The organism is Streptomyces sp. NPDC002896 (assembly GCF_040295225.1).
Lineage (GTDB): Bacteria > Actinomycetota > Actinomycetes > Streptomycetales > Streptomycetaceae > Streptomyces.
In genome coordinates this window covers 1-24,985 of the sequence record NZ_JBEOVA010000006.1, presented here as the reverse complement: position 1 = coordinate 24,985, position 24,985 = coordinate 1, and the positions used below count along the sequence as shown (strand labels likewise).

General features: G+C 69.5%; 12 protein-coding genes. 9 read left to right on the top strand and 3 right to left on the bottom strand.

The genetic code is table 11. From position 1 onward, the window contains the following. Window positions 1-92 precede the first annotated feature (92 nt). The 3 genes from mdlC (at window position 93) to ABT009_RS11780 (ending at window position 4,499) form a co-directional block, all read left to right on the top strand. Window positions 93-1,673, top strand: a complete 1,581-nt coding sequence (gene mdlC, locus ABT009_RS11790) for a benzoylformate decarboxylase (protein ID WP_351292242.1) — start codon at window positions 93-95, stop codon at window positions 1,671-1,673. 40 nt (window positions 1,674-1,713) lie between these two features. Beyond that, window positions 1,714-3,168: a benzaldehyde dehydrogenase gene (locus ABT009_RS11785; RefSeq protein ID WP_351292240.1), complete on the top strand. Its 1,455-nt coding sequence runs from the start codon at window positions 1,714-1,716 to the stop codon at window positions 3,166-3,168. 74 nt (window positions 3,169-3,242) lie between these two features. Beyond that, a complete protein-coding gene (locus ABT009_RS11780; protein ID WP_351292238.1) occupies window positions 3,243-4,499 on the top strand; it encodes an MFS transporter in 1,257 nt (418 codons plus the stop codon). A gap of 683 nt (window positions 4,500-5,182) precedes the next feature. Here the strand turns inward: ABT009_RS11780 and dnaN are convergent. Beyond that, on the bottom strand, window positions 5,183-6,322 hold the full coding sequence (gene dnaN, locus ABT009_RS11775) for a DNA polymerase III subunit beta (protein ID WP_351292236.1): 1,140 nt from the start codon (window positions 6,320-6,322) through the stop codon (window positions 5,183-5,185). A gap of 499 nt (window positions 6,323-6,821) precedes the next feature. Between dnaN and ABT009_RS11770 the strand changes: the two genes are divergently transcribed. The 5 genes from ABT009_RS11770 to ABT009_RS11750 all read left to right on the top strand — a co-directional run bounded on the left by ABT009_RS11770 (window position 6,822) and on the right by ABT009_RS11750 (window position 21,314). Further along, on the top strand, window positions 6,822-7,064 hold the full coding sequence (locus tag ABT009_RS11770; protein WP_351292234.1) for a hypothetical protein: 243 nt from the start codon (window positions 6,822-6,824) through the stop codon (window positions 7,062-7,064). Beyond that, on the top strand, window positions 7,061-7,858 hold the full coding sequence (locus ABT009_RS11765) for a DUF6338 family protein (RefSeq protein ID WP_351292232.1): 798 nt from the start codon (window positions 7,061-7,063) through the stop codon (window positions 7,856-7,858). The genes ABT009_RS11770 and ABT009_RS11765 overlap by 4 nt, the downstream gene beginning before the upstream one ends. A gap of 25 nt (window positions 7,859-7,883) precedes the next feature. Then, on the top strand, window positions 7,884-10,466 hold the full coding sequence (locus ABT009_RS11760) for a CHAT domain-containing protein (protein WP_351292230.1): 2,583 nt from the start codon (window positions 7,884-7,886) through the stop codon (window positions 10,464-10,466). Next, entirely contained in the window at window positions 10,463-19,678 is a 9,216-nt protein-coding gene (locus tag ABT009_RS11755; protein ID WP_351292228.1) for a hypothetical protein, read from the top strand. The genes ABT009_RS11760 and ABT009_RS11755 overlap by 4 nt, the downstream gene beginning before the upstream one ends. A 1,057-nt stretch (window positions 19,679-20,735) precedes the next feature. Further along, window positions 20,736-21,314: a tyrosine-type recombinase/integrase gene (locus ABT009_RS11750; protein ID WP_351292226.1), complete on the top strand. Its 579-nt coding sequence runs from the start codon at window positions 20,736-20,738 to the stop codon at window positions 21,312-21,314. 145 nt (window positions 21,315-21,459) lie between these two features. Here the strand turns inward: ABT009_RS11750 and ABT009_RS11745 are convergent, their stop codons facing one another. Together ABT009_RS11745 and ABT009_RS11740 are read right to left on the bottom strand one after the other, a co-directional pair. Then, window positions 21,460-22,362 (bottom strand): hypothetical protein, encoded by a 903-nt coding sequence (locus tag ABT009_RS11745; RefSeq protein ID WP_351292224.1) that lies wholly within the window; start codon window positions 22,360-22,362, stop codon window positions 21,460-21,462. Between the two features lie 20 nt (window positions 22,363-22,382). After that, window positions 22,383-24,272 carry an ATP-binding cassette domain-containing protein gene (locus ABT009_RS11740; protein WP_351292222.1) on the bottom strand — a complete coding sequence of 630 codons (1,890 nt, stop codon included), beginning with the start codon at window positions 24,270-24,272 and terminating at the stop codon, window positions 22,383-22,385. 342 nt (window positions 24,273-24,614) lie between these two features. Here ABT009_RS11740 and ABT009_RS47430 point away from each other — a divergent pair, with 342 nt between their 5' ends. Next, on the top strand, window positions 24,615-24,764 hold the full coding sequence (locus tag ABT009_RS47430) for a DUF7677 family protein (protein WP_502989856.1): 150 nt from the start codon (window positions 24,615-24,617) through the stop codon (window positions 24,762-24,764). The last annotated feature ends 221 nt before the right edge of the window (window positions 24,765-24,985 follow it).

The following is a 24,985-nucleotide window of genomic DNA, read 5'->3' as shown; positions in this document are numbered from 1 at the left end:
GAAGAAGTCTATATCGGAGCGACGCAACATCTATTGGTGTCCATGTCACAGCGTTGCCTAGCGTGTCGAGCGCTCATCCGAAAGGAACGTCTGTGCCATCCGTGCGTCGTGTCTCCCACGAGCTCCTGGAGCGCCAGGGCCTCACCACCGTCTTCGGGAACCCCGGCTCCAACGAGCTGCCCTTCCTCGCCGACCTGCCCGACAGCTTCCGTTATGTCCTCGGCCTCCACGAGGGCGCCGTCGTCGGCATGGCCGACGGCTACGCCCAGGCGACCGGCAGGCCCGTCCTGGTCAACCTGCACGCCGCCTCCGGCTCCGGGAACGCGATGGGCGCGCTGACGAACGCCGTGAACTCCCGGACCCCGCTCGTCGTCGTGGCCGGCCAGCAGGTGCGGTCCGCCATCGGCCCGGAGGCCAACCTGGCCAACGTCGACGCCCCGACGCTGATGAAGCCCCTCGTCGGCTGGGCCGCGGAGCCGGCGTGCGCCCAGGACGTACCGCGCGCGCTCGCCCAGGCCGTCTTCGAGGCGCAGCTGCAGCGACGGCCGACGTACCTCTCCGTCCCGTACGACGACTGGGCGGCCGACGCCGACGACACCTGCCTTCCGGTGCTCGACCGACAGGTCCAGCGGGCCTCGTCGCCCGACCAGGAACAGGCCCGCCGACTCGTCGAGCAGGTCACTTCCGCCCGGCGGCCCGCGCTCGTGCTGGGCGGCGACATCGACTCGGCCGGGCTCTTCGACGACGCCGTCCGGCTGGCCGAGCAACTGGGCGGTCCGGTGTGGGCGGCCCCGTCGCTCTTCCGGCTGCCCTTCCCCAACCGCCACCCGCTGTTCCGCGGCGTGCTGCCCGCCGGGATCGCGCCCATCTCCGAGGCGTTCGAGGGCCACGACCTCGTGCTCGTGCTCGGAGCGCCGGTGTTCCGCTACCACGAGTACCTCCCCGGCCGGTACTTGCCGGAGGGCACCCGGCTGGTCCAGGTGACCGACGATGCCTCCGCTGCCGCGCGGGCGCCGATGGGCGAGGCGCTGGTCGCCGATCCCGGAGCGGTCATCGACCTGCTGGTGAAGGCGCTGGACGCCCCCGCCACACCCGCGGGCGCGTACCGGCCCGCGCCCGAGCCGCTCACCGCCGACGGGCCGCGCCTGCACCCCGATGAGGTCTTCGCCGCGCTGCGCGACGAGCTGCCCGAGGACACCGCGTACGTGGTCGAGTCGACCTCGACGAACTCCTCGTGGTGGCGCCAGATGGATCTGCGCCGACCCGGCTCCTACTACTTCCCGGCGGCAGGCGGGCTCGGCTTCGGGCTGCCGGGCGCGGTCGGGGTCGCCATGGCGCAGCCCGACCGCCCGGTCGTCGGCGTGATCGGGGACGGCTCGGCCAACTACGGAATCACCGCCCTGTGGACGGCAGCCCAGCATCAGGTCCCGCTCACCATCGTGCTGCTGCGCAACGGGACGTACGGGGCTCTGCGGTGGTTCGGCGGCCTCCTCGGCGTGCCGGACGCCCCCGGCCTGGACATCCCAGGTCTGGACTTCACCCGCATCGCGGAGGGCTACGGTGCCCGCTCCCACCACGCCAGCGGTGTCGAGGAGCTGCGTGCCGTCCTCTCCGAGCGCCCGGACGGCCCCCGGCTCGTCCAGGTGGACACGGCGCTCACCACCCCCTCGTAAAGACCATCCCCGTAGAGCCCCGTAGAGAAAGAGGAGACGGATGAAACTCCTGGACAACGACGTCTGGGGCAAGAGGTTCTTCAGCGACGGCTGGCAGGACTCAACCTCCGAGCACCCGGTTGTCGAGCCGGCGACGGGGGAGCAGCTCGGCGCGGTCGGCCTGGCCACGGCCGAGGACGTACGGCACGCCGCCGCCCGCGCCGCGGAGGCCCAGCGTGCGTGGGCGGCGACCTCCCCGCAGCAGCGGGCCGCCGTCCTGCGCCGCGCGGGCGAGCTTTTCGCCGAGCACGCCGCCGAGGTCGAGGGCTGGCTGGTGCGTGAGGCCGGTTCCGTGCAGGCCAAGGCGGGCTTCGAGGTGCAGCTCGCCGTGGGCGAGTGCTTCGAGTGCGCGGCCCTGCCGACACACCCGCAGGGCGAGGTGCTCACCTCCGGGGAAGCCCGCTGGTCGCTCGCCCGCCGCCGCCCCGCCGGCGTCGTGAGCGTGATCGCGCCCTTCAACTTCCCGCTCATCCTCGGCCTGCGCTCGGTGGCGCCCGCGCTCGCCCTGGGCAACGCGGTGCTGCTCAAGCCGGACCCGCGCACCGCGGTGAGCGGTGGCGTCGTCATCGCGCGCGTCTTCGAGGAGGCCGGGCTGCCCGCAGGCGTACTGCACCTGCTGCCGGGCGACGGCTCGGTCGGCCAGGCGGTCGTCGAGGCCGACGAGGTCCGCGTCGTCTCCTTCACCGGCTCCACGCCGGTCGGGCGGGCGATCGGCGAGCAGGCCGGCCGCCTCCTCAAGAGGGCCCACCTCGAGCTGGGCGGGAACAACGCCCTGGTCGTGCTGCCCGGTGCCGACGTCCAGAAGGCGGCCTCCGCCGGCGCGTTCGGCTCCTACCTGCACCAGGGCCAGATCTGCATGACGACCGGCCGCCACATCGTCCACGAGTCGCTGCTTCAGGAGTACACCGCAGCCCTCGCCGCGAAGGCCGAAGCGCTCCCGGTCGGTGACCCCGCACGCGAGGACGTGGCGCTCGGCCCGATCATCGACCGCCGCCAGCTGGAGCGAGTCCACGGCATCGTCACCGAGAGCATCGCGGCGGGCGCGACCGTCGCCGCGGGCGGCGAGATCGTCGGCGCCGGCTACCGCGCCACCGTGCTCACCGACCTGACGACCGACATGCCGGCCTGGCGCGAGGAGATCTTCGGCCCCGTCGCACCCGTCATCGGCTTCTCGACGCTCGAGGAAGCCGCGCGGATCGTCAACGACTGCGAGTACGGGCTGTCCGTCGGCATCCTCGGGGACGTCGGGACGGCGATGAAGCTCGCCGACCGGATCGACTCCGGCAAGGTCCACATCAACGAGCAGACCGTCAGCGACGAGCCCAACGCGCCCTTCGGCGGGGTCAAGGCCTCCGGCACCGGGTCCCGCTTCGGCGGCGCCGCGGCCAACATCGAGGCCTTCACCGAGACCCAGTGGGTCACGGTCCGCCCGGACATCGCCGACTACCCGTTCTGACCCGGTCTCCCGTAGCCGCCCCGTCTCCCGTAACCACCCCATCTCCCGCAGCCGCCCCAGGGGGGAATCCCACCATGCCATCCGTCACCTCGTCCGCCGCGCCAGTGCAGGCCGGCACCGCCAGACGCGACGCCTGGACAGTGATCCTGTGCTGGATCACTGTCATGCTCGAGGGCTACGACCTCGTGGTCCTCGGCGCCATCATCCCGACACTGCTCAAAACCCATCACCTCGGCATGACCGCGGGTGACGCGACCACCATCGCGACGCTCTCGCTCGTCGGCGTCGCCATCGGCGCGGTCTGCGTCGGCCCGATGGCCGACTGGCTGGGGCGGCGCCGCCTGCTCATCTGGTCGGTGTTGCTGTTCTCGGTCTTCACGTTCCTGGTGCCGTTCGCCGACTCCGTCACGATGTTCGCCGTGCTCCGCCTCATCGCCGGCCTGGGCCTCGGCGCGTGCATGCCGGTGTCGCTCACGATGATGTCCGAGCACATGCCGGCCAGCCTGCGAGCGCGGGCCAGCACTCTGACGATGACCGGATACCACACCGGTGCCGTGATCACCTCGCTCCTGGCGCTGCAGGTGACCGACAACTGGAAAGTGCTCTTCTACGTCGGCGGCGTCGCCGGCCTCGTCGTCGCCGGCATCCAGTGGTTCCGCCTGCCGGAGTCGGAGGCATTCGTCCGCGCCAAGCAGACCACCGGGTCCCAGCGCGTTCCGTTCACCGAGCTGCTCAAGCCGGCCTACCTCCGCGCGGGCCTTGGGATCTGGGCCGCCTCCTTCATGGGGCTGCTGCTGGTCTACGGCCTCAACACCTGGCTGCCGAAGCTCATGAACGAGGCCGGCTACCCCGTCCCCACGGCCGTCACCCAGCTCCTCGTGCTCAACGTCGGCGGCGTCGTCGGCCTGGTCCTCGCCGGCTTCGTCGCCGACCGCCGGGGCATCAAGGGCACCGCGCTCGGCTGGTTCGGGGTCTCCGTGGTCATGCTGGCGTGCCTGAGCATCAAGGTGGAGAGCGACATCCTGCTCAACGTCGTCATCTTCCTCACCGGCGTGTTCGTCTTCTCGGCCCAGGTGCTCGTCTACGCCTACGTGACGAACTTCTACCCGGCCTCCGTCCGCGGCACCGCCCTCGGCTCGGCCTCGGGCATAGGACGGATCGGCTCGATCGTCGGCCCGACGATCACCGGCGCCCTGGTCACCGCCGGAATCGGCCACCCGTGGGGCTTCTACTTCTTCGCCGCGGTCGCGGTCTTCGGCTTCCTGGCCGTGCTGACCCTGCCGCGCCGGGCGGAGAACGCGCAGACGGAGGGTGCCGAGCCCGTCGTCTGACGCGCCTCGGGCCACCGCCCCTCACCGTGCAGCGGCACGGGTCCCGCACCGGGGTCCGTGCCGCTGTGGTTCACACTGGACGCCGTGCAGTGGTGCTCGACAGCCAGCCACCCCGTCTGACGGGCCCGGCTACCGCCCCGTTGTGGCAGCTACGGCGTGATGCGAGACCCACGCTGCAACGGGCGCTTCAGCGAGGAGAGTTGGGAGATGAGAGGCTTACGTGCATCACCACCGCCTCGAGGCCTCCGTCGTCGTCCCCGCACCCGACGCCGACGCCGGCGGCTGGTGGTAGTGCTTCGTCGACCAAGCCGAGGCCGTGCAGGTGTCCTGGCAGCAGTCGCCCGCGGACACAGCGGCGTCCCCGACGTACCGCGGCTTGGGACGGAGGATCACCGCGCTCGTGCAACTCGGGCAAGAGCTGGACGCGAACTACCGTAGGCCCAGGAGTCGGCGCAGGATACGTCGGCCGGAGTTGATCTTTAGCTCGCGAGTTCGCCGCCATCAACACCGGAGCGTCCGGATCTGGCACCGACCGGATTCGGACGCTCCGTGCACGACCCAGAGCCCGGCAGTGACCCGGCTTCTGACCCGCTGGCCAGCAGCTCAGAAGGCTGCTGACTGGCGGCGAAAGGCCCCGCTCCGGCGAGGTCACGGACACGGCTATCTAAACCCATCCGGTCCCGTCAGCTCAGCTGTCGCACTGACATCAGCAGATGCTGATGATCTTCGTGCGTGACGTCATCCGCACCCGGCGCGCTGCTGAGCAGCGCCCGCTGGCCAGGGCCCAACAGTTCCAAGCGCACCTGAGAGGCACTGAAGGAGTTGAGGGCTTCCAGCAGGTACGCCGGATTGAAGGCGACCGTCATGTCGTCGGCACCGGCCAAGGTGGCTGTGACCTCCTGCGACGCGATGTCGTCTTCGTACCCTGCCTGAAGGAGGACCGTCCCCTGGGCGGAGAAGTCGAGCCGGATCGGGCTGTTCGGCTCCGCGACGACCGCGACACGGCGGACCGCGTCGGCAAGGGCCTCCCGCTGCACGACCGCGACTGCTGGGCTCTCCAGCGTGAACAGCTTGTCGTAACGAGGCAGTCGTCCTTCCATCAACCGCAGCGTCGTGCGCATCCCGGCTCCCGCGAAGGCGATCAGGCCACCACCCGAGCCGCCTGAGCCGTTCAGCCCAATGCGGATCAATCCAGACTTCGCCAGCGAGCGAGATATCTCGGTAAGCCTGCGACCCGGAACTACCACCTCCACGACTTCGGAATCCGCTCCCTCCGGCTTCCACGGCACCGTACGCACGGCATACCGGTAGCGGTCCGATGCGGCCAGCGTCAGCGACTGGCCGTCCAGCCGGACCCCGATACCCGTGAGCACCGGAAAGGAGTCGTCACGGCCCGCAGCGATCACCACCTGAGCAACCGCCGCCGCGAACTCTGCCGAATCCACCATTCCGCGAAGGGCCGGGAACTCGGGCAGCTTCGGATACTCCTCCTTGGGCAGCGTCGACAGCCCAAAGCGCGTACCGCCGCCCTCGATCGTGAAACGAGTGCCTTCCAACGCGCACGCCACCATCGCATCGGGCAGCACCCGGCAGATATCGAGCAGCCTGCGCCCGAGTACGAGTACCTGACCCGCTTCCGCCGTCTCTGCTTCCACCTCGATGTCCGCCGACAGTTCGTAGTCGAAGCCCGAGATACGAAGCCGCCCCTCTTCGGCGTTCAGGAGGAGGCCGCCCAGTACAGGCACAGGCGAACGTGCGGGTAACGAACGGGCAGCCCACGCAACTGCCTCTGTGAATGCGCTTCTCTCGATCCGGAACTTCATCCGTACATTCCCCATCCCGTCGTACCAGTTGGTCGGCGCACGCTATACGCCCCCACTGACAACGACTCCTGACCAAGGGGAGTACGACGAAAGCGGCATCACGTTCACGACGACTCCGGTGGCCTGACGGCCGACGGGGTCGTTTCACCTCGTCCCATGGACAATCAGCATGTCGCCTTGGTGCACATCTTCAGCGTCACTCAACAGTGGCGGCTCAGCGCCCTGACAACCTTCATTTCTGGAGCCAACGGAAAGCGGCACCGACCTGCTTCTGAGCGCGGTCATCGGTTCTTCCCGAGTAACTCCGCCAAATTCGGCACTGCTGGGACCCGTTTGACGCCTGCCAGCCGTCCGGCCGCGTCGACTTCCGCGCCGTGAACACCCACCACGTCGATCCGCACAGCGGACACCGCCCGGTGGTGAGGGGTATGTTGTTGTCTCAACAGGCCTGGCACGTGAGCGATTTGGCCATAAGATCTTCCCGACGCATTGAGGAAGCATGCCCGACGTAGACCCCTTCCACGAGGCATACGAGGACGACGAACTGCCGCCTCAGCCTCCGCGGCCGGCCCGGCTGTCCGACGACCGGTCCCATGACCACTACGGCGTTGTACGTGCGGAAACTTCCACTGACGACTTGCAGCACAACGAGACGTCGCCGCGCTTCGAGATCGGAGCGCCCTCCGCCTCGACGACGCCGCCGCCCCAGCCGACGCAGCAGTCCGGCGACTCCACGGGGTGACGTCGGATTTGCCCACGTCCTTCACGGCGGTCCTGATCTTCTTGGTCTTCGTGGTGCCGGGACTCGCCTTCGAGCTGAGCCTTCGTCGACGCGCCCCTGCCCGTGTGGAGAGCCCGTTCGTGGAGACCGCCCGGGTGGTGCTGGTGGGTGCTCTGTCCACGGCCGCCGCGGCCACGCTCCTGATCGCCATACGTGAACTGCGGCCGGGAAGTCTGCCGAGCCCCACCGGACTGATGGCCGACTCGGCCCACTACGTCACGGCACATCCGGAACTCACCGCGATCGGGCTCGCGGCGGAACTCTTCGCCGCCACAGCACTGGCGCTTTTCGCCGTCGGGCTGATCCGTCCTCCGACGAGTGGCGGCATTCAGGGCTTCGACGACGTCTGGTACGAACTGCTGTACAACGAAGTGCCGGCCGGTAGACGCCCCAAACTGGTGGTCGCGCTGAAGAGTGGTGGATACCGTGTGTCGGGGTTCTTTCACACCATGAACACCCATCCCGAGGTGGACCGGCGGGAACTGGTCCTCCAGGGTGTCGAGCTGTTTCGCGAGGAACAGACGTCGGGGGACGCCACCTGGCCCGCCACCTATGTACGGCTTGCGATCCCCGCACGCGAGATCGCGTGGATAGCCGTGTCGCATGCCGTCCAGCGGTCCGGCGCGGCATCCACGGGCAGCGCCCCCGCACCGCGCCCGTCGGTCTCCTTGAGTGACCGGCTGCGCAGATTCCAGTGGCAGCTCGCCGCCGCCCTACTAGCCGTTGAGTCAGTGGTGTTGCTCCTCGCAGGCTGAAGAAAGAACACGGGGGTATCACAAAGTGGGCGAAGCGCACGTCGTCGATCTGACGCTCACCGACGCCAGGGTCGAGGACGGCCCGGGCAGTACGGAGATCTGGACGGCGTCGGTCACGTTGAGCGGCCGATGTGGCACGGTCTCGGGGAACGGCATCGGTAAGAACCTCGGCAAGCTGACCGCCGACTTCAGGGAGGACGTCGGCAGCCAGAGGATTGGCCGCGCCCTGCGCACCCTGCTGTTGCCACGGGGCGTCGAGACGGCACTCCAAGAGGCCTTCCTCGAGGCGCTGCGAGCCGATGCCCTGTTACAGGTGAGGATTCACTGCACCAACCCGAGGTTCGCCGGTTTGCCCTGGGAACTGACCCGAACGTGGTTGCCCGAGTCGACGTTGGATTCAGTGGGATCCGGCAGACAGGCCCAGCTGGTCAGCAACCCGAAACAGTGCGTCGTCTCCCGGGTGTCGGAGCACGTCGTCGGCTCCGGAGAGAGGGAAGCACTGCGATCGCTGGTGGCCACGGCGGCGAACGCCCTGGTGGATTCCGACGCCGATCGGCCGGAGCCCGAGGAACCGGCCGACACCCTCCCGGACGACGACGTCGACCGGGCCCTGGAGGCGGCCGAGTTGGCCAGGGTGCTGCTGGAAAGAGTCGGCCGGACCAGTCTGCTGAGTGCAGCCACCCGCGACCAACTCACCAAGCAGTTGGAGACCACCGCTCACGTCGTGTGCGTCATCGCTCATGGGTGGACCGCCCGGGCCCCGGCCCGGGATCGCGAGTGCGGCATCGTCCTGCAAGGATCCGGCGAGCCGGACTACGTCCCGGCCGCTGAACTGGCCGCGCTCCTCAAGCAGTCGGGTACCCAGCTCGTCGTCCTGGTGTCCTGCGACACTGCTGGGCTCGGCGACGGCTTCCAGGGCTGGGGCAGCACCGCGGACCACATCGTGGCCTCGGGAATCCCCGCGGTCGTCGCCATGCAGGCGCCGGTCGAGCAGGGGATCGGGCAGGAGTTCCTGGTCGGCCTGGTCACCGGACTGACGCGACACGGCGAGATCCACTCCGCGATGTCCGAAGGGCTGCGCGCGATCACCCGGATGTCCGACATCGTCGGACATCTAGGTGTCCCCGCCCTCTACACCGCCCGCAACGGACTGCGTCTGCGCGATGCCCCATCGGCACCGGTGTCCGGTCCGACGCATGCCTATCCGATCGTCGCGAGCCGCAGGACCACCGCGAGCCGGGATGAACGAAGCGGCGCCGAGGGCACCGTGGGAACCGACAGCCGCAGAGTGCGCCTGGACGTCGTCTGGGGCCTGGAGCGGCGACCGTTCGCCGGTGTCCTGCTCGATGTTCCCGGCCACGATCTCGCGCAGAAGTTGAACGGCTCGGAGAAGATGTGGGACGAACCGCTGAAGCTGGCCGGACTGCCCGCCCGCCGCTGGTTCACCACCGACGTGGAACGGCCGCCGGCGCAGGTGGCCTCCTGGGAGCAGGACGCGGCACCCACCCGGGGCGAGTGGAACGACTTCCGTGACAAGTTCGACAAGTTCACCCCCCATCCCGGCCTCGAGGCCGGGATGGGGGGTGAGCCCAAGGACAAGGCCGACGACGGCTGGGTCCTGCGCACGCACCTGCCCGCGTGGTCGCCCGACTGGTGGCGGGACAGGATCGGTCCTTGGATCACGCGCCTCCGGGACCGGACCGGACGCCTTGCCCGGCCGTTCATCGTGGTCCTCCAGGGACCGGTTTCCGTCCTCGAGGACAACGGGCTCTCCGTCCTGGCCCAGGTTCGGGAGGATCTGGAGCGCCGCTTAGGGACGCCGGTCACCGCACTGAGCCGCCACCGTCCCGGCCAGCGGTACCAGGACCGGAACCCCGAGGCCGTCGCGCACGACAGTGACCACCCCGCCACCGAGCAGGCGTTGCTCGCACTCCGCCGACAGGACCCGCTGCGGTACGCACACGAGCTGGAGCGCCTGGCGGCCGACGACCGGCTGCCCGGTCGTCCCGCCTCCCTGACGGTCGCCGCCGACTACGACGACGACATCCGCGCCTGGATCGGGGCGCTCAGGGCGGACCAGCAGGTGCCCCGTCCCAGCGACCTGCCTCTCGGCGTCGATTCGGAAAGGGCCGACGCGATCGCCCTGGCCCTTCTCGGGCAGCGTTCGAAGGTCTCCGACGCCGATCTGCTCGCCTGGGACGACCCGCTCCTGTCCCCTCCCGTCCGCCGCCTGGTGCGCCAGTACCGCACCGCTTGGGCCGAGCCGCCCGACGAGGACAGCCTGGCGGACTGGCTGTCCGCCCACCCGGACAGTGCCCCGGCCGTGGCCCGAGCGGGGTCTTCGGTGCGGATCGGAGCAGTCCTTTCCCGACTGCCGCCCACCACGGCCCCATGGCCACTCCTTTGCGCCTTCGGCGTCGAGGCCTGGGCCCTGCACCAGCTGCTCCAACTGCCGCAACTGGAACGCCACGCCCTCGGGCTGGTCCGGCTGGAGCCGCTGCCGGCGGGCTTTGACGCGGCCCAGCGGGCCGAACACATCCGGAAGGCGGTGGGTCGCGCGCCGACCACCGTTCAACACTCCTCCGCGAATGACAAGGCAACAGGATGATCGAGGACTGGTACTTCTGCGCCGCGATGCGCGACACTCCGCACGCCGCCCACACCTACCTGGCCGTGCTGGACGTGCTGGACGCGCCCGTCGAACTGGGCGAGATGGTTCCGGGCGCCCTGGATTCCCTGGAGGGCTGCGAGCCCTGGACCGCTCTGCACGTCGTTCCTCGGCTGCTGAGGCTGGCCACCGGCAGGGGTGAGACCGCGGAGCTCTGCATGGAGCACCTGCTCAAGACGGTGGCCGACACCGGGGGCGGCGGCCAGGTCGCTGACGCCCTCGCGTCCGTGTTCCGGGCCTGTGCGGAGGAAAGCCCGTCTCGTGCGACCGTGCGGTTGCGCCACGCCGTGGAGGCGTGGGGCCGGAACGCCACTCCCAGGACCACCGAGGAGCCGTTCCGCGAGCTCACCCACTATCCGCAGGAAATCCTCCTGCTGGCCGCGACCGCGCACCTGGCCGAGCACCCCGAGGCGGCCGAGGGCATCAACTCCGATCTGCGTAGCGATGGTTCCTGGTTGGAGGAGCTGACTCGCCGGGCTCTTCACCATGAGTACGGACGGTTGCCGTTCCTGCTCGCTCTGCAGGCCCTCGGTGACGTCGCCTCCAGCCGGGCCGAGCGGAATCGGCTGCTGAAGGCGCTGTGCAGACCCGCCGTCGGCTGGGTCGACCTGGAGCCGGACCTGATGGCTGCCGCAGCACGTCTGCTGCACCTCGGCACGGACCGGGACGCGGAAGAGACCGTGGCCGCTCTGGACACCGACGCCGTCACCTTCAACGGACTGCGCCGCCTGAGGAAACTGCGCGGCGACGTACGGCCCAGGACGCCGGCGGAGCGTGTCCTCGACCGTCTCGGACTGCCCGGCGACAAGCCGGCGCCCCTCGCCCTGTCCGTGGTCCTGTGGCAGCAGGCCCTCTGGGACCTGGCGGCCCGTCTACATCCCGTATCGGCTGCGAGAGTCCTGGCGAACCGGTGGGGCGCGCCCGGTGGTCAGCCCCGCTATCCCGTCTGGTTCAGCGGTCCCGTCGAGGACAAGGAGCGCGACGCATGGGCGCGTCAGCTCACGGACCTCTGGCAGCTCCGGACCGGTCCGGCGGCGTCAGCGCAGCAGGACGGCGCCGCCGTTCCGCAGATGATCAGGACCGGCCACTTCGCCGCTCCCAAGCTCCCGGGCGTGTCCGCCTGGGCCTTCTCGCCCTGGGTGGACCGGGCGCGGACCGGCAGGTACGCCGCGCGCGGAGGCGAACGCTTCCCCGCGGTGCACGACCGGGTCGTGCTCCTGCGGCTGTTGTCGTCCCTGCGGACGGCGGTCAGGCTGATGCGGCACGGCGGTGAGGACGTCCGTTTCTTCGCCGACCTCGTGATGCATGGTACCGAGGTCCTCACCGAGGGAAGGCTCGGGACGCACATGCGGGAGGTCGCCCATGGCGACGAGCAGCACAAGGACTCTCCTGTCCCGCCCGCGTTGGTACCACTTGCCTTCTCCGCTTACCGGACGGGCATGTACGCCCTGCGTGGGGTGTACCCGGAACTGCATCCCGCGGTGTTCGCTCATCGTGCCGTCGCCGGTGCGGACCCCGAGGCACTGAAGGACCCCACCCAGCGCTTCTACCGTCAGGCCCAGTTGCTCCACCAGGACGGAGGAGCCCTGAACGTGCTGGTGCGGGCGGTGCTGGAGGCGCTTTCGGGTGCCAGCGGACCGCTGGACCGCACCCCGCAGAGCCGCTGGTTCGACGGCGAACCCCCGATTGTCGAGCGTCTGCTCAGCCAGGCCGCGCGCCGGCTCCATCCCTGGGGCCACCGCTACAACGTGGGGAACGCGCTGCTGCTTCTGCGGTTGCTCCTTCGCCGGGACGTGACCGGTGACCGCCTGGCGGAGAACCGAGACATGGGCCGCAGGCCGCAGACCTTCCAGGAAGTTCTGCTCACGGCCCCGAGCGACCTGGAGACCCCTCAGGATTTCGCAGCCTTCGACGCCTGGATCGCCAGGGCCCGGATCAACGGCGCGGCCGTGGCACTGGCGGGGGCGTCGGTCCGGCTGCTGCAGGCGTTGTCTAAGCCTCGTGACAGTGGGCCGGACGAGGCGCTGGGTGATCTCGTCGAGGCCTGGGTGGGCCGGATGGACCGGGTCCGCGCGCCCAAGGACCTCGCGCGGCTGACCCGCTGGTACATGCTGCAGATCTTCGACGTGATCCGGGACGATAACGAGCACGAGACCCGGGTACTGGGCAAACTAGTGGACGTCTTCACGGAGTTCGGTCTGCGCACGCCCACCGACCAGCGACTGCTGTTCAGCCGGCTGGTCGGGTCGTGGTTATCGACCCATGTCGCCACTACCGTGCGGACCCGCCTGCTCAGTCTGTCCTACGACGGCCGGCTGGCCGAGGCCGGAGCGGACCGCGCCTCCCTGGACGTGTGGGAGCGGGCCATGTACAGGGAGACGGAGCAGTCGCTCGGGCGTCAGCTCGACTGGCTGGTCAGGACGCTGACGCGGGACGCGTCCCCGGAGAGCCGGCGCAACCGCGAGTTCATCGAGAAGTCCTGGGAGAAGTCGGTCCTCACCTCGGTCCTTCGCTCGCAGACGGTACCGCTCGGCACAGCCGCGCGACACCTGGCCGGATCCGGACGCAAGGGGAGGCTTCCGGACCCCCGCACGGTGGTGGCCCAGCTCTCCTACCAGAGCAGGGACGAGGCGGTGTTCCACCACATGCCGGTCGAAGTGGACCAGCCGGACACCTTCGACCTGTACCGGGAGCCGGACCAGCGTGACGAAGTCCTCAAGATGGCACGCGGAGGCCGGTTCCCGAGTCTGATCGGAGTGGTGTGCGGGCGGACCGGGGACGATGAGCGGCTGCTGGTCAACTGCGGTCTCGGGCAGCCGCTGGAGGCCTTTCCCTATGAAAAAGCCGAGGTCGGCGACCCCGTCCGGTTCCAGCTGGGTCCCGAACGGGACCCTGACCGGTACCTCGGCATCGAGATCAAGGGAGTGCCCGAGAAGCTTCCGGTGACGCACCGGGTGGGTGACGTACGACGGGTGCGGGTCACGGTGCGCCCTGGGAAGGCAATGGCCGGCGTGGTCCTCGCGGACGCCCCTCGCGCGACCGAGGAGGACTTCGGACCGCTCTCCGAGTGGGACCCGGACCTCACCAGGGGGTTTGCCGCCACTGACGGGGAAGCCGATCTGGTCGTCGAGACCGTGGCACGGTACGAGGAGCACGGCTGGCACCCCGTCGACCGTGGCTTCACCGAGTTCCTCGCCGCCGAACTGCCTTATGGACGCGGCAAGGTGGCGGTCCTGACCCTGATGGAGCAGACCGATTCGGAACCCGGCGCCTGGCGGTTCTGTCTGCGACCGGGGCACACGTACCTCCTTCCGGACCAGTGCTGGGAACCGGAGTCCGCGAGCCGGTTGCACGACGAGATCGCCGAGGCGCAGGACGCCGTCGGATTGCGCTGCTGGGTGGCGGTCGTCGAGGCCGAGGACGACCGTCTGCCCCGCCTGGCCCTCATCACCGAGCCACCGGCCGACGTGCCGGTGACCGAGTGCTTCGAGACCGCGGTGGGCGGCCTCGACACCCGGAACCTGCAGTGGCGCGACCTGTGTCTCTCGGACACCGCTCAGGTGTTCAGGAAGGACGGGGGATGGCGCGTGGAGCACGACATCCCCGGTTTCCCCGACGTCGTCGTGGACGACATGCCGTCCCATCTGACGGACTCCGTCGAGCAGGCGGTGACCGGCTGGGACGAACGCGGACTGCGTACGGGGCGCGTCAAGGCGCTGGACAATCCGCATCTCAGCGGTCAGCAGGCGACACTCGAGGCGTTCCGCTTACTGCACAACCTGAAGAACGGTGACGTCGTCCGGCTGCGTGCCGGTGTCAAGGCGCCGCCGCGCAACGGCTCGTACAACGCCTGGACTCTCGACGGGAACGTGCTGGTCTCCGTCGAGGCGGAGTCCGTGATGTTGCGGCCCGCCAAGGAGACGGACGACTGGCGGCGCGCGGTCCGGGGCCGGGACGCGGTCGTCACCAGGGTCACCTGGGCGAACCGCCACCCCCAGGCCGCCGGCCCGCGTGACGTGCGGCAGCCGGTCCGCTCCGACGACCTGCTCGCCCAGGTGCCGGACCGGACGGCCGCCGAAGTCGGCGCGCTGCTCGCCCGCGAGGATCGCCTCTCCGGTGTGCTGCTGTCGGCCCCCGCGCCCCACTCGGGCCAGTCGCCGCAGGTGTGGCTGGAGGTGGGCGACCACGTCCTCGACGTCCACATCCCGTGGGACGCCTTCACCGAGCCCGGACGCAACAGCGGCGACCAGGTCGTGGCGTTCCGCTCGGGTCGGGACTGGGTTTTCACCGTTCGCCGCCGCCGTGTCTTCGCCCGTTGTCTGTGGCAACTCACCCGGAACCCGGAGCGCAACTACACCTACCTGGGAAACTCTCCCGGGGCGTCCGGGGAGCAACGCGCGCTCGGGCAGGTGCACGCCAAACCCGGAGTGCTTGCCCAGGTTTCCCCGGCACTCAAACGAGGCCAGGACGACCTCGAGGCCGCCCCGGTGTCCTTGGTCGTCTCCTTCCTCGACCGGAGCGAGTACGCGGGGCATCATGCCCAGGACCCCGTCGCCCGTCACCGCGCTCAGGTGTCGTTGGGCCGCGACCGTTCGGTCTGGGGCGTCACCGACCGGGCCTACGACACCGACCAGGCGTGGCAGGTCGATTCCGTCAACCTGCAGCTCCAGCCAGTGAAGGGCACGGGGTTGTACGACGTGCGACGGTTCTTCACCCTCACCGAGGCGCGCACCGCGGAGACGGACGGCGACCACGACAAGGCATGGCCGGTGGTACTCAAGCCGGCCGGCTGGAACGCCGAGCTAGGCGAAGGGGAAGCCGTGCTTCTCCCGGTCCCGGTCGACGGGGGAAGGCGCCGCGTCAGCCTGCCGCCGGTGCCCCTCGAGCCGGACGAGCGGCCCCACATCGAGGGGGCGTCGTACTCCCGGAAGCACGCTCGTGTCTTGGTGCGGCCGGTCCCCGCGCCGGCCGAGGGCAGCGTTCCCTACACGGCCTCGTTCCGCCGGGTCCCGCCCCTGAGGCTGAGTACCTTCATGGAAGTCCAGAACATCGTGGAAGGCCGGGAGACGGAGACGTCCCTGTACTTCGTGGGCCCGGAACAGCAGGGGCGGCCGCGGGGAGGGCGTCCCCAGCCGGAATGGCTCCTCTTCGAGTGGGGTTACGGGCGTACCCTCCGGGTCCACGTGAACGACGTGAAGCTGGACGACCGTCCGCTGCGGGGCGCCCGGGAACTGCCGCTCTTCCACGGTGACGAGATCACCCGGATCACCATCACTCTGAAGGACCGGCGAGGCGACGACGGCAAGGCCCAGGACCGGTTCTGGCTGCACCTCCATGGGCACGCGATCCGCTGGTCCGTCGAGCGCGGTCTGCGCCGGGACGCCGGCCTAGGCATCGTCTCCCGGCTGACCGTGCGCCTCGACCGGACGTCCGATGAGGCGCACATCATCGGCGTCGAGTCCCTGAGCCGGACGATCAACGCCGACGAGCGCGCGGGTGAAAGCCCGGAGGAAGTGTGCACGCCCCGGCTCCGGCTGGCCCGCCAGAGCGCCGCGGCCGTACTGCGTCACTACCCCTCGGGCCCCGATGTCGTCCGGGTGCTCGGAAGGCTGGACACGGACCGCTGGGACCGCAGCAACGGCCGGGAAGTCGCGTTCCGCTATGTCCGGCCGGTGATCGATCCGAAGGCCCCGGACGCCGTCCGTCCGGGACAGCACGTCTTCATGTGGGCCGAGCGGATCCAACGGCACCGCAACGACGTCACTCTCGACCTGACGCTGGAACTCGGCCCGGTGGACAAGCCGGAATGGCTCATCGCCCGGGTCACCCGCCGCACCTTCGCCCACCGGGAGGACCTGCTGCGCCGCATCTTCGACGAAGGCGGCCAGGACGCTCTCAGGCACACGCCCTACCTGGTCGAGCTGCGTCGCTGGCGTCAGCACGACCGCAACTTCGAAGGCCGGGTGACCAAGTCGCCGGCCCGGCACGCCAAGGCGCTGCTCAGTCAGCTCACAGCGCGCAACCCTTCGTGCTTCGCCACGGTCACGCAACACGAGCCGGATCTCCGGCTGGAGCTGCGGGCGGGCGTCCATGTCGCCCTGAGTCCGGCGGACATCGCCGAGTGGGACGACGTGGAACAGGGCACCGTGGTTCGTGTCACCCGGACCGAGGACGACCGTTTCCGGCTCCGCGTGGCACTGCCCAGCGACTCCGCCTATGGCGTCGACGGTCGTGAGGCCGTGGTGTTCCCCAAGAACCCCCTGCTGAGCGGACAGCGGCCGGACGCCCACCACATGAACCAGCCACTGTTCATCGTTTCCGGACTGCCCAACGCGGAACTCTTCGCCAGCTCGGCCGGACCCGACGACGCCGCGCTCGCTCATATCGGCCGGGTGATGCGGCACCCGCATCCGAAGATCGGGCGGCTGCGTAGACAACCGCAGGGCTTCGTCCTCGAGGCCCCGGAACCCGGAGAGAGCTCGGTGGCCTGGCTCTCGGTCGATCCCGGCACGCTGGAGGCGCGCCTGACCCCGTTGGTCCCGGGCGAGCAGGAAGGGGAACGGCCGACGATGCCGATCGACCCAGCGCAGATCTCCTTCGCTGACCGCGGCACGCGGTGGATCGCCGAACGCCACGCCTCAGCCCGTGACGTGCCGCACGACCGCCGTACCGGGCACTGGCCTGACGGGTCCCCCGAATCGGTGGTCCGCGAGGAACTGGACCGCCTGGGCAGCGCGGCGCCGGTGATCTCCGCCGACGGCCCCACCCTGCGTTATCCGCTCGGGCAGGGCCGCCGCTTCGGCTTCCCTGCCGGTCACCTCACCGACCGCCGGTCCGTCACCGACGACGTGTCCGGCCAACCGGGCACGGCCGATGACGCGCACTGGTATCCCGTTGCCGGCCCGGTGCGGCACTCCGAGCGGACGGGCGAGGTCGACGGACTGTGGCTGGAGTTGTCGCCTGGCCGATTGACCGAGGTACCGGGCGGCCTGACGCACACGCTGCAGAGCGGCGTCCTCGAGTCCCTGGAGGGGCTGTGCTGGGATCTCTTCCGGCCCGGTGACATGGTGAAGGTCACCGCCCACGAGCGGGGCCTGACAGAGCCCGCCTGTGTCGTCCTGCACGACTGGCGACCGGGACTGCGCGGCTCCCTCGGCGACGTACCAGCGGTGCTGACGGTGCTCAGGTCGGATCCGGAGTCCGGCGCGCTGCACCTGGGCGGAGGCGGCCGGGAGTTGCACTACCCGGTCACCCGCGAGGCGGCGACGCGCTACGCCGAGGGCAGCACGGTGCGTCTCACTGTGGACAACCGCCTTGCCACCTGGTCCGGTGTCCCCGAGCTCGGGGACGCCGTGCTGCTGGGGTGCGACACGGACGGCGTCCTCTTCGTGCACGGATTCTCCGGATCGCCCGTCGCCCTCGCCGACGACGGATGGGCGGGCGACGCCTGGTTCCGCCGCGAGCTCGCGGCGGAACCGGAACGGGCCTCCGCCCTGCTGGCCATGGTCGACAGGGCGCTCCCCGTGACCGTCGAGGAGGTCGGGGCCGACGGCACCCTCAGGGTGTCCCGTTCGGCCCAGCCGCGGCTGCCTTCCAGCCCCGAGGCGCTGTGGCAGGTACCGGCGCGGGCCGCGGGACGGCTGGCGGACGGCCAGCTCGTCCTGCGCAGCGGCGGTGCTCTGCTCGCCGTCCACCCCGACCAGCTGGTGCCCGGCCTGCCCGCCGAGGCCGCCGATACGGTGGCCGCGACGCTGACGGACCCGGAGCGGCCCGGCGCCGGCGGCCGGACGGTGTGGCTGCACCGCACACCCGGCGGGGCGCCGACGAGCGGACTGCGCGTCCGGCAGGAAGCCGAGCGGCTGGTCCTGCCGCTCGCAGTGGTCCACGGGCGCGGCGGCGACGCGAATCCGGCAGGAGTGCTGTGCCAGGAGAAGGAGTCGGGGGCGCTGCGCTGGCTGCCAGCGGCGCACGCGGCCTGGGCGGAACTTACGGGCACGCAGTTGCACGAGACCCTGGTTCTGCCGCAGCGGCCGGTATGGGCCCAGGTCCGTCCCGGCGGGCACGTTTCGTGCACGTCCTCGGCGTCGGCGCTCAGCCACTTCCGGCACCTGAGGATCGGCCAGCCGGTCCGCCTCGTCGTGCTCGGCGGAGAGCTACGGAAGGCACCCCACGGCCGGTACGAGTACCTAGCCAGGTTGGAGAGCAACGACCTCGTCGTGTCCTTCGTCAGCAAGTCGTCGAAGCACTGGGAGAACGAGCGGCTCGTCGGCGAGGTGGAGGCGCTGACCGACCACTCCGAGGACGGTTCGATGCAGGTGCGCACCGTCCCGCGGAACCAGCGCGGAACCGTGCCCGATCTGCCCAGTGTCATCATGTCGGCGAGCACTCAGGCCTCTCGCTTCGACCGTTACCGGACGCTGTGCATCGACCCGAACGCGGTGATCGACGACGACGGCGGAGAGATGTCCGCCAACCAGCGAGTGGTGAGGGCGGCGTGGGACCACCTCGTCGCCGGCGGCACCGGAGACCTGTCGGGCGACGCGGTCGACGCGCTCTACAACTGGACCGACGTCTGCATGAATGAGCACTGGGAGGAGAAGGAGGTGGACCTCCTGCCGCTGGTCGGGGCAACATTGCTAACCGCGGCGAAGGGCACCACCGACCCGGACGAGGCCAAGTTCGCCGTCGATCTGGCGTACAACATCGGGGAACGGGCCCTGCGAGCCGTCCACGTCGATCCCATGCTGGGACCCTGGCTGGGCGGCGGGCGGGGCACCGACGGCATCTGGGGCAGGCTCCCGAGTGTCACGGCTCTGATGGAACCGTCCGATCTGGAGCGTCTGGTGGCCTTCGGCCGTGCCCGCCTGTACCGGGCCGCGGTGGAACAGGATCCCGAACTGGAGCTGGTCGCACGGGGACTCCTCCTCTCGGTGGGGGAACGGGTCCAGCTCGACCCGCTGCTGGAGCCGGCGGGAATCCTCACGGAACTGTCCCGCATCCGCCGTGCCCTGGTGCCCCCGGTAACCAAGGAGAGGGCACAGGAGAGGCTCCACCCCACGCAGACCGCCTTCCTGGCCTCGGTGTTCAGGGCTGCCTTGCGGGACGCGCGCCATGCGGTGCTGCCGGGCGTGCTGTTCACCCCACCGGCCTGATCGGGAGGGACTCCGGTCCGGGCTCGCGGTCCCGCTCACCAGCGCACCCTCGGTGGGCGGGACCGCCCTAGGCCCGGTCTGTCGTCGGCACGGGACCCTGAAGCGTTCGCCGGAAAGGGCGGACACAGGCAACAACTGGAACGGTCGATGTGCCAGCTTCGGTGCCTGCCGCCTGCGGCGCGTCCTCGTCCCCACCTGGGGATGGGCAGCCCTCCCACGGTGGTGCGGAGCGAGGCGAGCCACCCGGGCGGAGGCGGGGCGGGACGACGTGTTGGTGCGTGTCGATGCTTTGCGGTGGGTCACCTGAGCTACCCCTCGAAAACCTTCAAACCGAAGCACCGCTATCCGCTGGTCCATTGGTCCTCACGCCGGGGCGACGCGACCACAGCCCCGAGCATCACAGAGCGCTACGTGTCCGTTCGCCGTAGACGGTGGCCAGAGCCCAGTCGAGGTCCTGTCGCGTGAGATGGCGGGTGTGGGGATGAGCGCACGCGTGACGGACCTGGCGCGGTCTTCCAGGAGGTGACGGCGCAGGCCGGTGCGCCGCATCAGGTAAGTGACACACCATGCGGGTTGCGGAGCCTGCCGCTGAGGTTGTCCCAGGCAGCGATGATCTCGACGATGTCGGCGGCGGGAGACCTCGAAGATCCACCCGGTGCGAAGCGGGGTGGCCATGGCGTCCTCTTGGGCACGGCGAAGCAGGGCGCTTTGAGGGCCGAGCTGTGGTTGGGATGCCTCCACACAAGCGGTGACGAGGGCGTCGGGCATGGGGCGCGGAAAGCTCCGAAGAAGCCCGAAAGGCTTCGGACCTGCGCCTATAAGCTGACGCCGGATCAGGGGTCGCGAGAGGGAATGCGTGATGGCGGATCAGGTGCGGACCGTCGAGGATCGCCTAGTGGCTGCGGGCGGTGCGAGCCGAGGCGGGCAAGCCCACCTATGCCAAACTGGGGCGGAGGGCGGAGCGCCTGCCTGGGGGCCGGTTCCTGCCGGCCAGCGCCCGTGCCCGCCCGCACAGATCCCGCCTACCGCCGCCACCCGCGGAACTCTCCGGGCGTTCGTGGACTACCTGTGGAACCGGGAGAAGCGTGCGTACGCCACCATCGACCGCAAGCTCGCCGGCGTGACGGTTACCCTGCGGCAGCACCACGGCGTCGTCATCGACCCTGAAGCCACCAAGGCCGCCCGCGAGTTACTGAAGGACTACCGCAAGAAGGCAGAGGAGGCGGAGGAGCCAGCCCGGGGCCGTGGCAAGGCGCCCGCCATGCGGCTGGACACCCTGCGCCTGATCGTCTCCAAGTGCGACACCGACATTTTCGGCCTGCGCGACCGCGCCATGCCGCTGCTCGGCTTCGCCATCGCCGCGCGCCGCGCCGAGTTGGCCGGGCTGCGTCTGCGGAACATCCGCGACGACGACATCATCACCGCGGCTGGGCTCCGGGCCGGCGTTGAGGAGATGTTCACCGGGCATTCGGTGCGGTCAGGGTTCGCCACGGAGGCCCGCCGCAAGGGCAAGGACCGCAAGGCCATCGCTGCAGTGACCGGCCATGCGAACGGATCGAAGGTGCTGGACAGCTACATGCAGATCGTCGACCAGTGGGACGAGCAGGACAACGCCTTGATCGGAATCGGCCGGTGACCGAGCGCCATGGGCCGCGGGACTTGGGACGGCCCAGGGAGAAGCGCAATCTTGGTGAGCTGCAGCGAAACCCGACCAGGGTCTGTTGCGAAAGTGGCTGGAGCAGCGTTGTGGAGTGGTTCTGATCGTTGTCTCGTGAACTTCTCTATGCCGCAGGCCCTGCTGTATTGCCGATTCGGTTGGTGTCCCGATCCGGATGGGAGGCGAGCCGCTCGACGAGGGCGTCGGTGTTCTCCGGTTGAGCCAGGATGGACATGGCCGTCTCCTGCATACGGTGGAGCGCAGCGACTTCCCGACGCAGCGTGCGGATGTGCGCATGCATCCGCCACCGGCTCTGCCATGGATGCCACAGTGCTCGGAGGAGGAGTTGGGCGGTTGCCTGCCGGTAGCCCTCACATCGCGTCATGAGCTCTTCGAGAGACTCGCCCAGGACGCCGCCTAGACGGAGATCGATCAGCCGGATGACTTCGCATTGCAGGCGGCGCTCCTCGCCCCCTCCTGCGAAGTCCAGGACTCTCCGAGGTACACCGGCCGAGAGGGAGGCCACCACAAGAACCGACAGCGCTTCCCGGAGGGCCCTCTCGGCATCATTACCGTCGTCCAGAACCGCTGTGAGATGGAAACGCTCCGTGGCGAGTAGCTGGTTCCCGACGACGTACGAGGCCGGGCGCCCCCGGCTCGGCACGATGTCACACATCCCGTCACGCACCGCTCCGACCCGGTGGAGTTCTTGCATGACCGTCGCGCGCAGTTGCCGACGCTCCTGGTTCCTGGACAGGTAGGTGGTCAACGCTGCGCCTATGACACCGCCGATCGTGGTGTATGCCAAGTCCATCAAGGGCATCGACGCGTCCTCACTGTGCCGGGGTGGATCACTGGAGACCGAATCGGTCCGAGCGTAGGCAGGTTGTCGAGCCGCGGGAGAGACCGGGATCGCGCGGAGGCCAGTACGATCCCGGGTGCCACGGTGTCGAGGGCGCGCCCATTGCAGCCACTCGTTGACGGCCGCGACGAGGACGGTCGCCTCATAGCGGGCCGCGATCTCCACGCGCCACGAACCAAGTTTCCTCAGCGGTCTTTGGCCAGGGCAAGGAGTTCGGCGAACAGCCCGCCGCCGTATGCCAGTTCCTCGTACCGGCCTTGCTCGATGATGCGGCCCTTCTGCATGACGATGATCCGGTCCGCGATCTTGGTGTTTTCAAGCTGGTGCGTGACGACGATCGTCATGCGCTGCGCGGCGATGCGCTTCACCTCCAGGAAGATCTGGTGCTCGCCCCTCGGGTCCATCTGTGAGGTTGGTTCATCCAAGATCAGCAGGGGAGTGCGGCGGTAGAGCGCGCGGGCGCAGGCCAGGCGCTGCCACTGGCCGCCTGAGAGCTCGGCGCCGCCGAAGAGTTCGCGGGCCAGGAGGGTATCGAGCTGTTTGGGCAGCTCCTCGATGGCCTCGCGCATGCCGACGGCATCGACGGCCGCCCACACGGGCCCGTCGTCGAAAGTGCGGGGCTGTCCCAGGGTGATGTTCTCGCGCGCCCGCAATGGCCACGTGGCGAACGTCTGGGGAACCAAGGCGGTGCGCGACCACACCGAGTTGGGGTTCGCATGGGCAAGGTCGACGCCGTCCCACGACACGCTGCCCTTGGCGGGCAGCAGAATGCCAGTGATGATCTTGGTGAGCGTGGACTTGCCTGACCCGTTCTCGCCCACGATCGCAAGGATCTCGCCGCGGCGCAGGGTGAGGGAGACCCGGTTCAGTGCCGGGGTGTCCTTGCCCGGGTACTGGTACACGGCCTCGTCGAGGCGGATCTCCTCGATCTGCTCAGGGATGGCCAGCTCGCCACGTTTCGGGGCGAGTTCGGCGGCCAGGTCGAGGAAGGAACGCATGTCAGCGAGGTAGAGCGAGGTGTGGAACAGCGCGGCGCCGTGGATGACGAACTGGGAAAGTGCGGCCAGCGCGGTCTGGACGGCGACGACGGCGGTCGCGGCAACGGCGAGGTCGACGCGGCCGGTGGTGGCGAGCCAGGCGAGGGTGGCCCAGGTGGCGAGGAGGAACAGGCCGCCGAGGGCGGAAGTCGACAGGACGATGCGGAGCATGCGAGGGGCGGCGGTGAGGGTGCGCTGGTCGATGCGTTCGGACAGGGCGCGGTACCAGTAGACGAGGTAGCCGGTCATCCCGTTGGCGCGGACCTCGTCGGCGAAGCGGCTGTATGTGGCCCACCAACGCATCATGCCGCGAACATTCCGGTCGCCGACGTTGGCGTAGTGGGTCTGGTAGTCGACGCGGGCGGAGAGGACCGAGCCCACTCCGGCCGGCAGAACGGCCAGCAGCAACAGCGGGAGCATCAGCCAGTGGAGGGCAGTGATGACGCCGCCTGCGGCGATCATGCGGACGAGAGCGGCCATGAAGCGCTGGGCGTCTTGGACCATCATCGTCGTGCGCAGGACGCCGATTTCGGCTGCTTCTTGGCGGTCTGTGAAGCCCTCTTCGCCGTAGGCGGAGGCTTCGACACGGCAGACTGCGGCCACGAGGGCGGTGTCTGCTTCGGTTGTCAGGCGGGGGGTGATCCGGCCGTCGGCGTAGGAGGCCAGAGCACTGCTGATCCGGCCAACTGCGGCTGCTGCGGTGACGACCAGGAGAGCGGGCAGGGCCGTGTGCAGACGTTCGGACACCGGACCGCTGCCGACGAGGGGTGTCATGGCCTTCGCGGTGAACGCGAGGATCACAGCGGCCGCGGCCCCGGTTAGGACCTGGCATGCGAGCAGGAGGACGACGGCCTTGCGGTCCACGGCCCAGGCCATGCGCGCGGTGTGCCTAAGCACGGAGGGCAGCCGCGCGCACATCTTCGCGAAACTCGCCTCTTCCAGCGGATTTTTCCCGTACTTCCCCTCGTAGTTGATGGTCGCCGGCGGTGGAGGAGGCGGCGTCTGGGAATCTCCGGCCGAGGTGTCAATGACTGTCACGCATCCCTCCAGGATGGTCGGCGCCGGACCTGGGTGGTCCGGCGATGACAGGCACAACGAAGCTGCGGCCGAATCGAACGCGCTCGATTCCGGACGAAGCAGAGGCGTGGAATCCCAAGGGGTCGAACGTGCCGGTCACCGTGATTTCCCGGCTCTGACCCGGCGATCACTGGCCGAAACGCCGCTACTCGATGCCGATGTGACACATGAGGTTTCCCCGGCGACTGCCGCCCACGAGAGGACGGATGCCCGCCGCTGAGTTCGTCAGCCCTATGGCAGCCACCATGGCGTGGGACTCCGGGCACCAGCAGCGAGCCCAGGACTACTACCGCCTGGCGCTGCGTGCGGCGTACCCAGGAGCGGACACGGCGTTCGGCGAACGATGGGGATGCCCAGTACCGCGCCGCGCAGTGGGTCCGCTCCTACTGCGATCCCGACTATCAGGTCGAACCGCCGTTTGAGTCTTGGGAGACCGAGCTTCATGGACCGTGAGAACAGCTGAGCTACGGAGCAGAAGGTGTCCGTGCCCCATCCGTGCCCGATCGGGCGGGGAGTCACTGGGAACAGCGGTAGCGAGCGGGCAGTTTGCAGCACAACGGCCCCTGACCTCTTGCCTAACTTGATCTTTAACGTCCGACGTCGAATGGTGCGTCGAACTTGATCACCCGGTTCGGTAACTGCCGTACACGGAAGCGGCCTTCGTCTGAACATGT

Excerpts from the sequence above, each read along its gene's own strand:
- ABT009_RS11785 (WP_351292240.1), top strand. The coding sequence starts at position 1,714 with ATGAAACTCCTGGACAACGACGTCTGGGGCAAGAGGTTCTTCAGCGAC.
- ABT009_RS11780 (WP_351292238.1), top strand. The coding sequence starts at position 3,243 with ATGCCATCCGTCACCTCGTCCGCCGCGCCAGTGCAGGCCGGCACCGCC.
- dnaN (WP_351292236.1), bottom strand. The coding sequence starts at position 6,322 with ATGAAGTTCCGGATCGAGAGAAGCGCATTCACAGAGGCAGTTGCGTGG.
- ABT009_RS11770 (WP_351292234.1), top strand. The coding sequence starts at position 6,822 with ATGCCCGACGTAGACCCCTTCCACGAGGCATACGAGGACGACGAACTG.
- ABT009_RS11755 (WP_351292228.1), top strand. The coding sequence starts at position 10,463 with ATGATCGAGGACTGGTACTTCTGCGCCGCGATGCGCGACACTCCGCAC.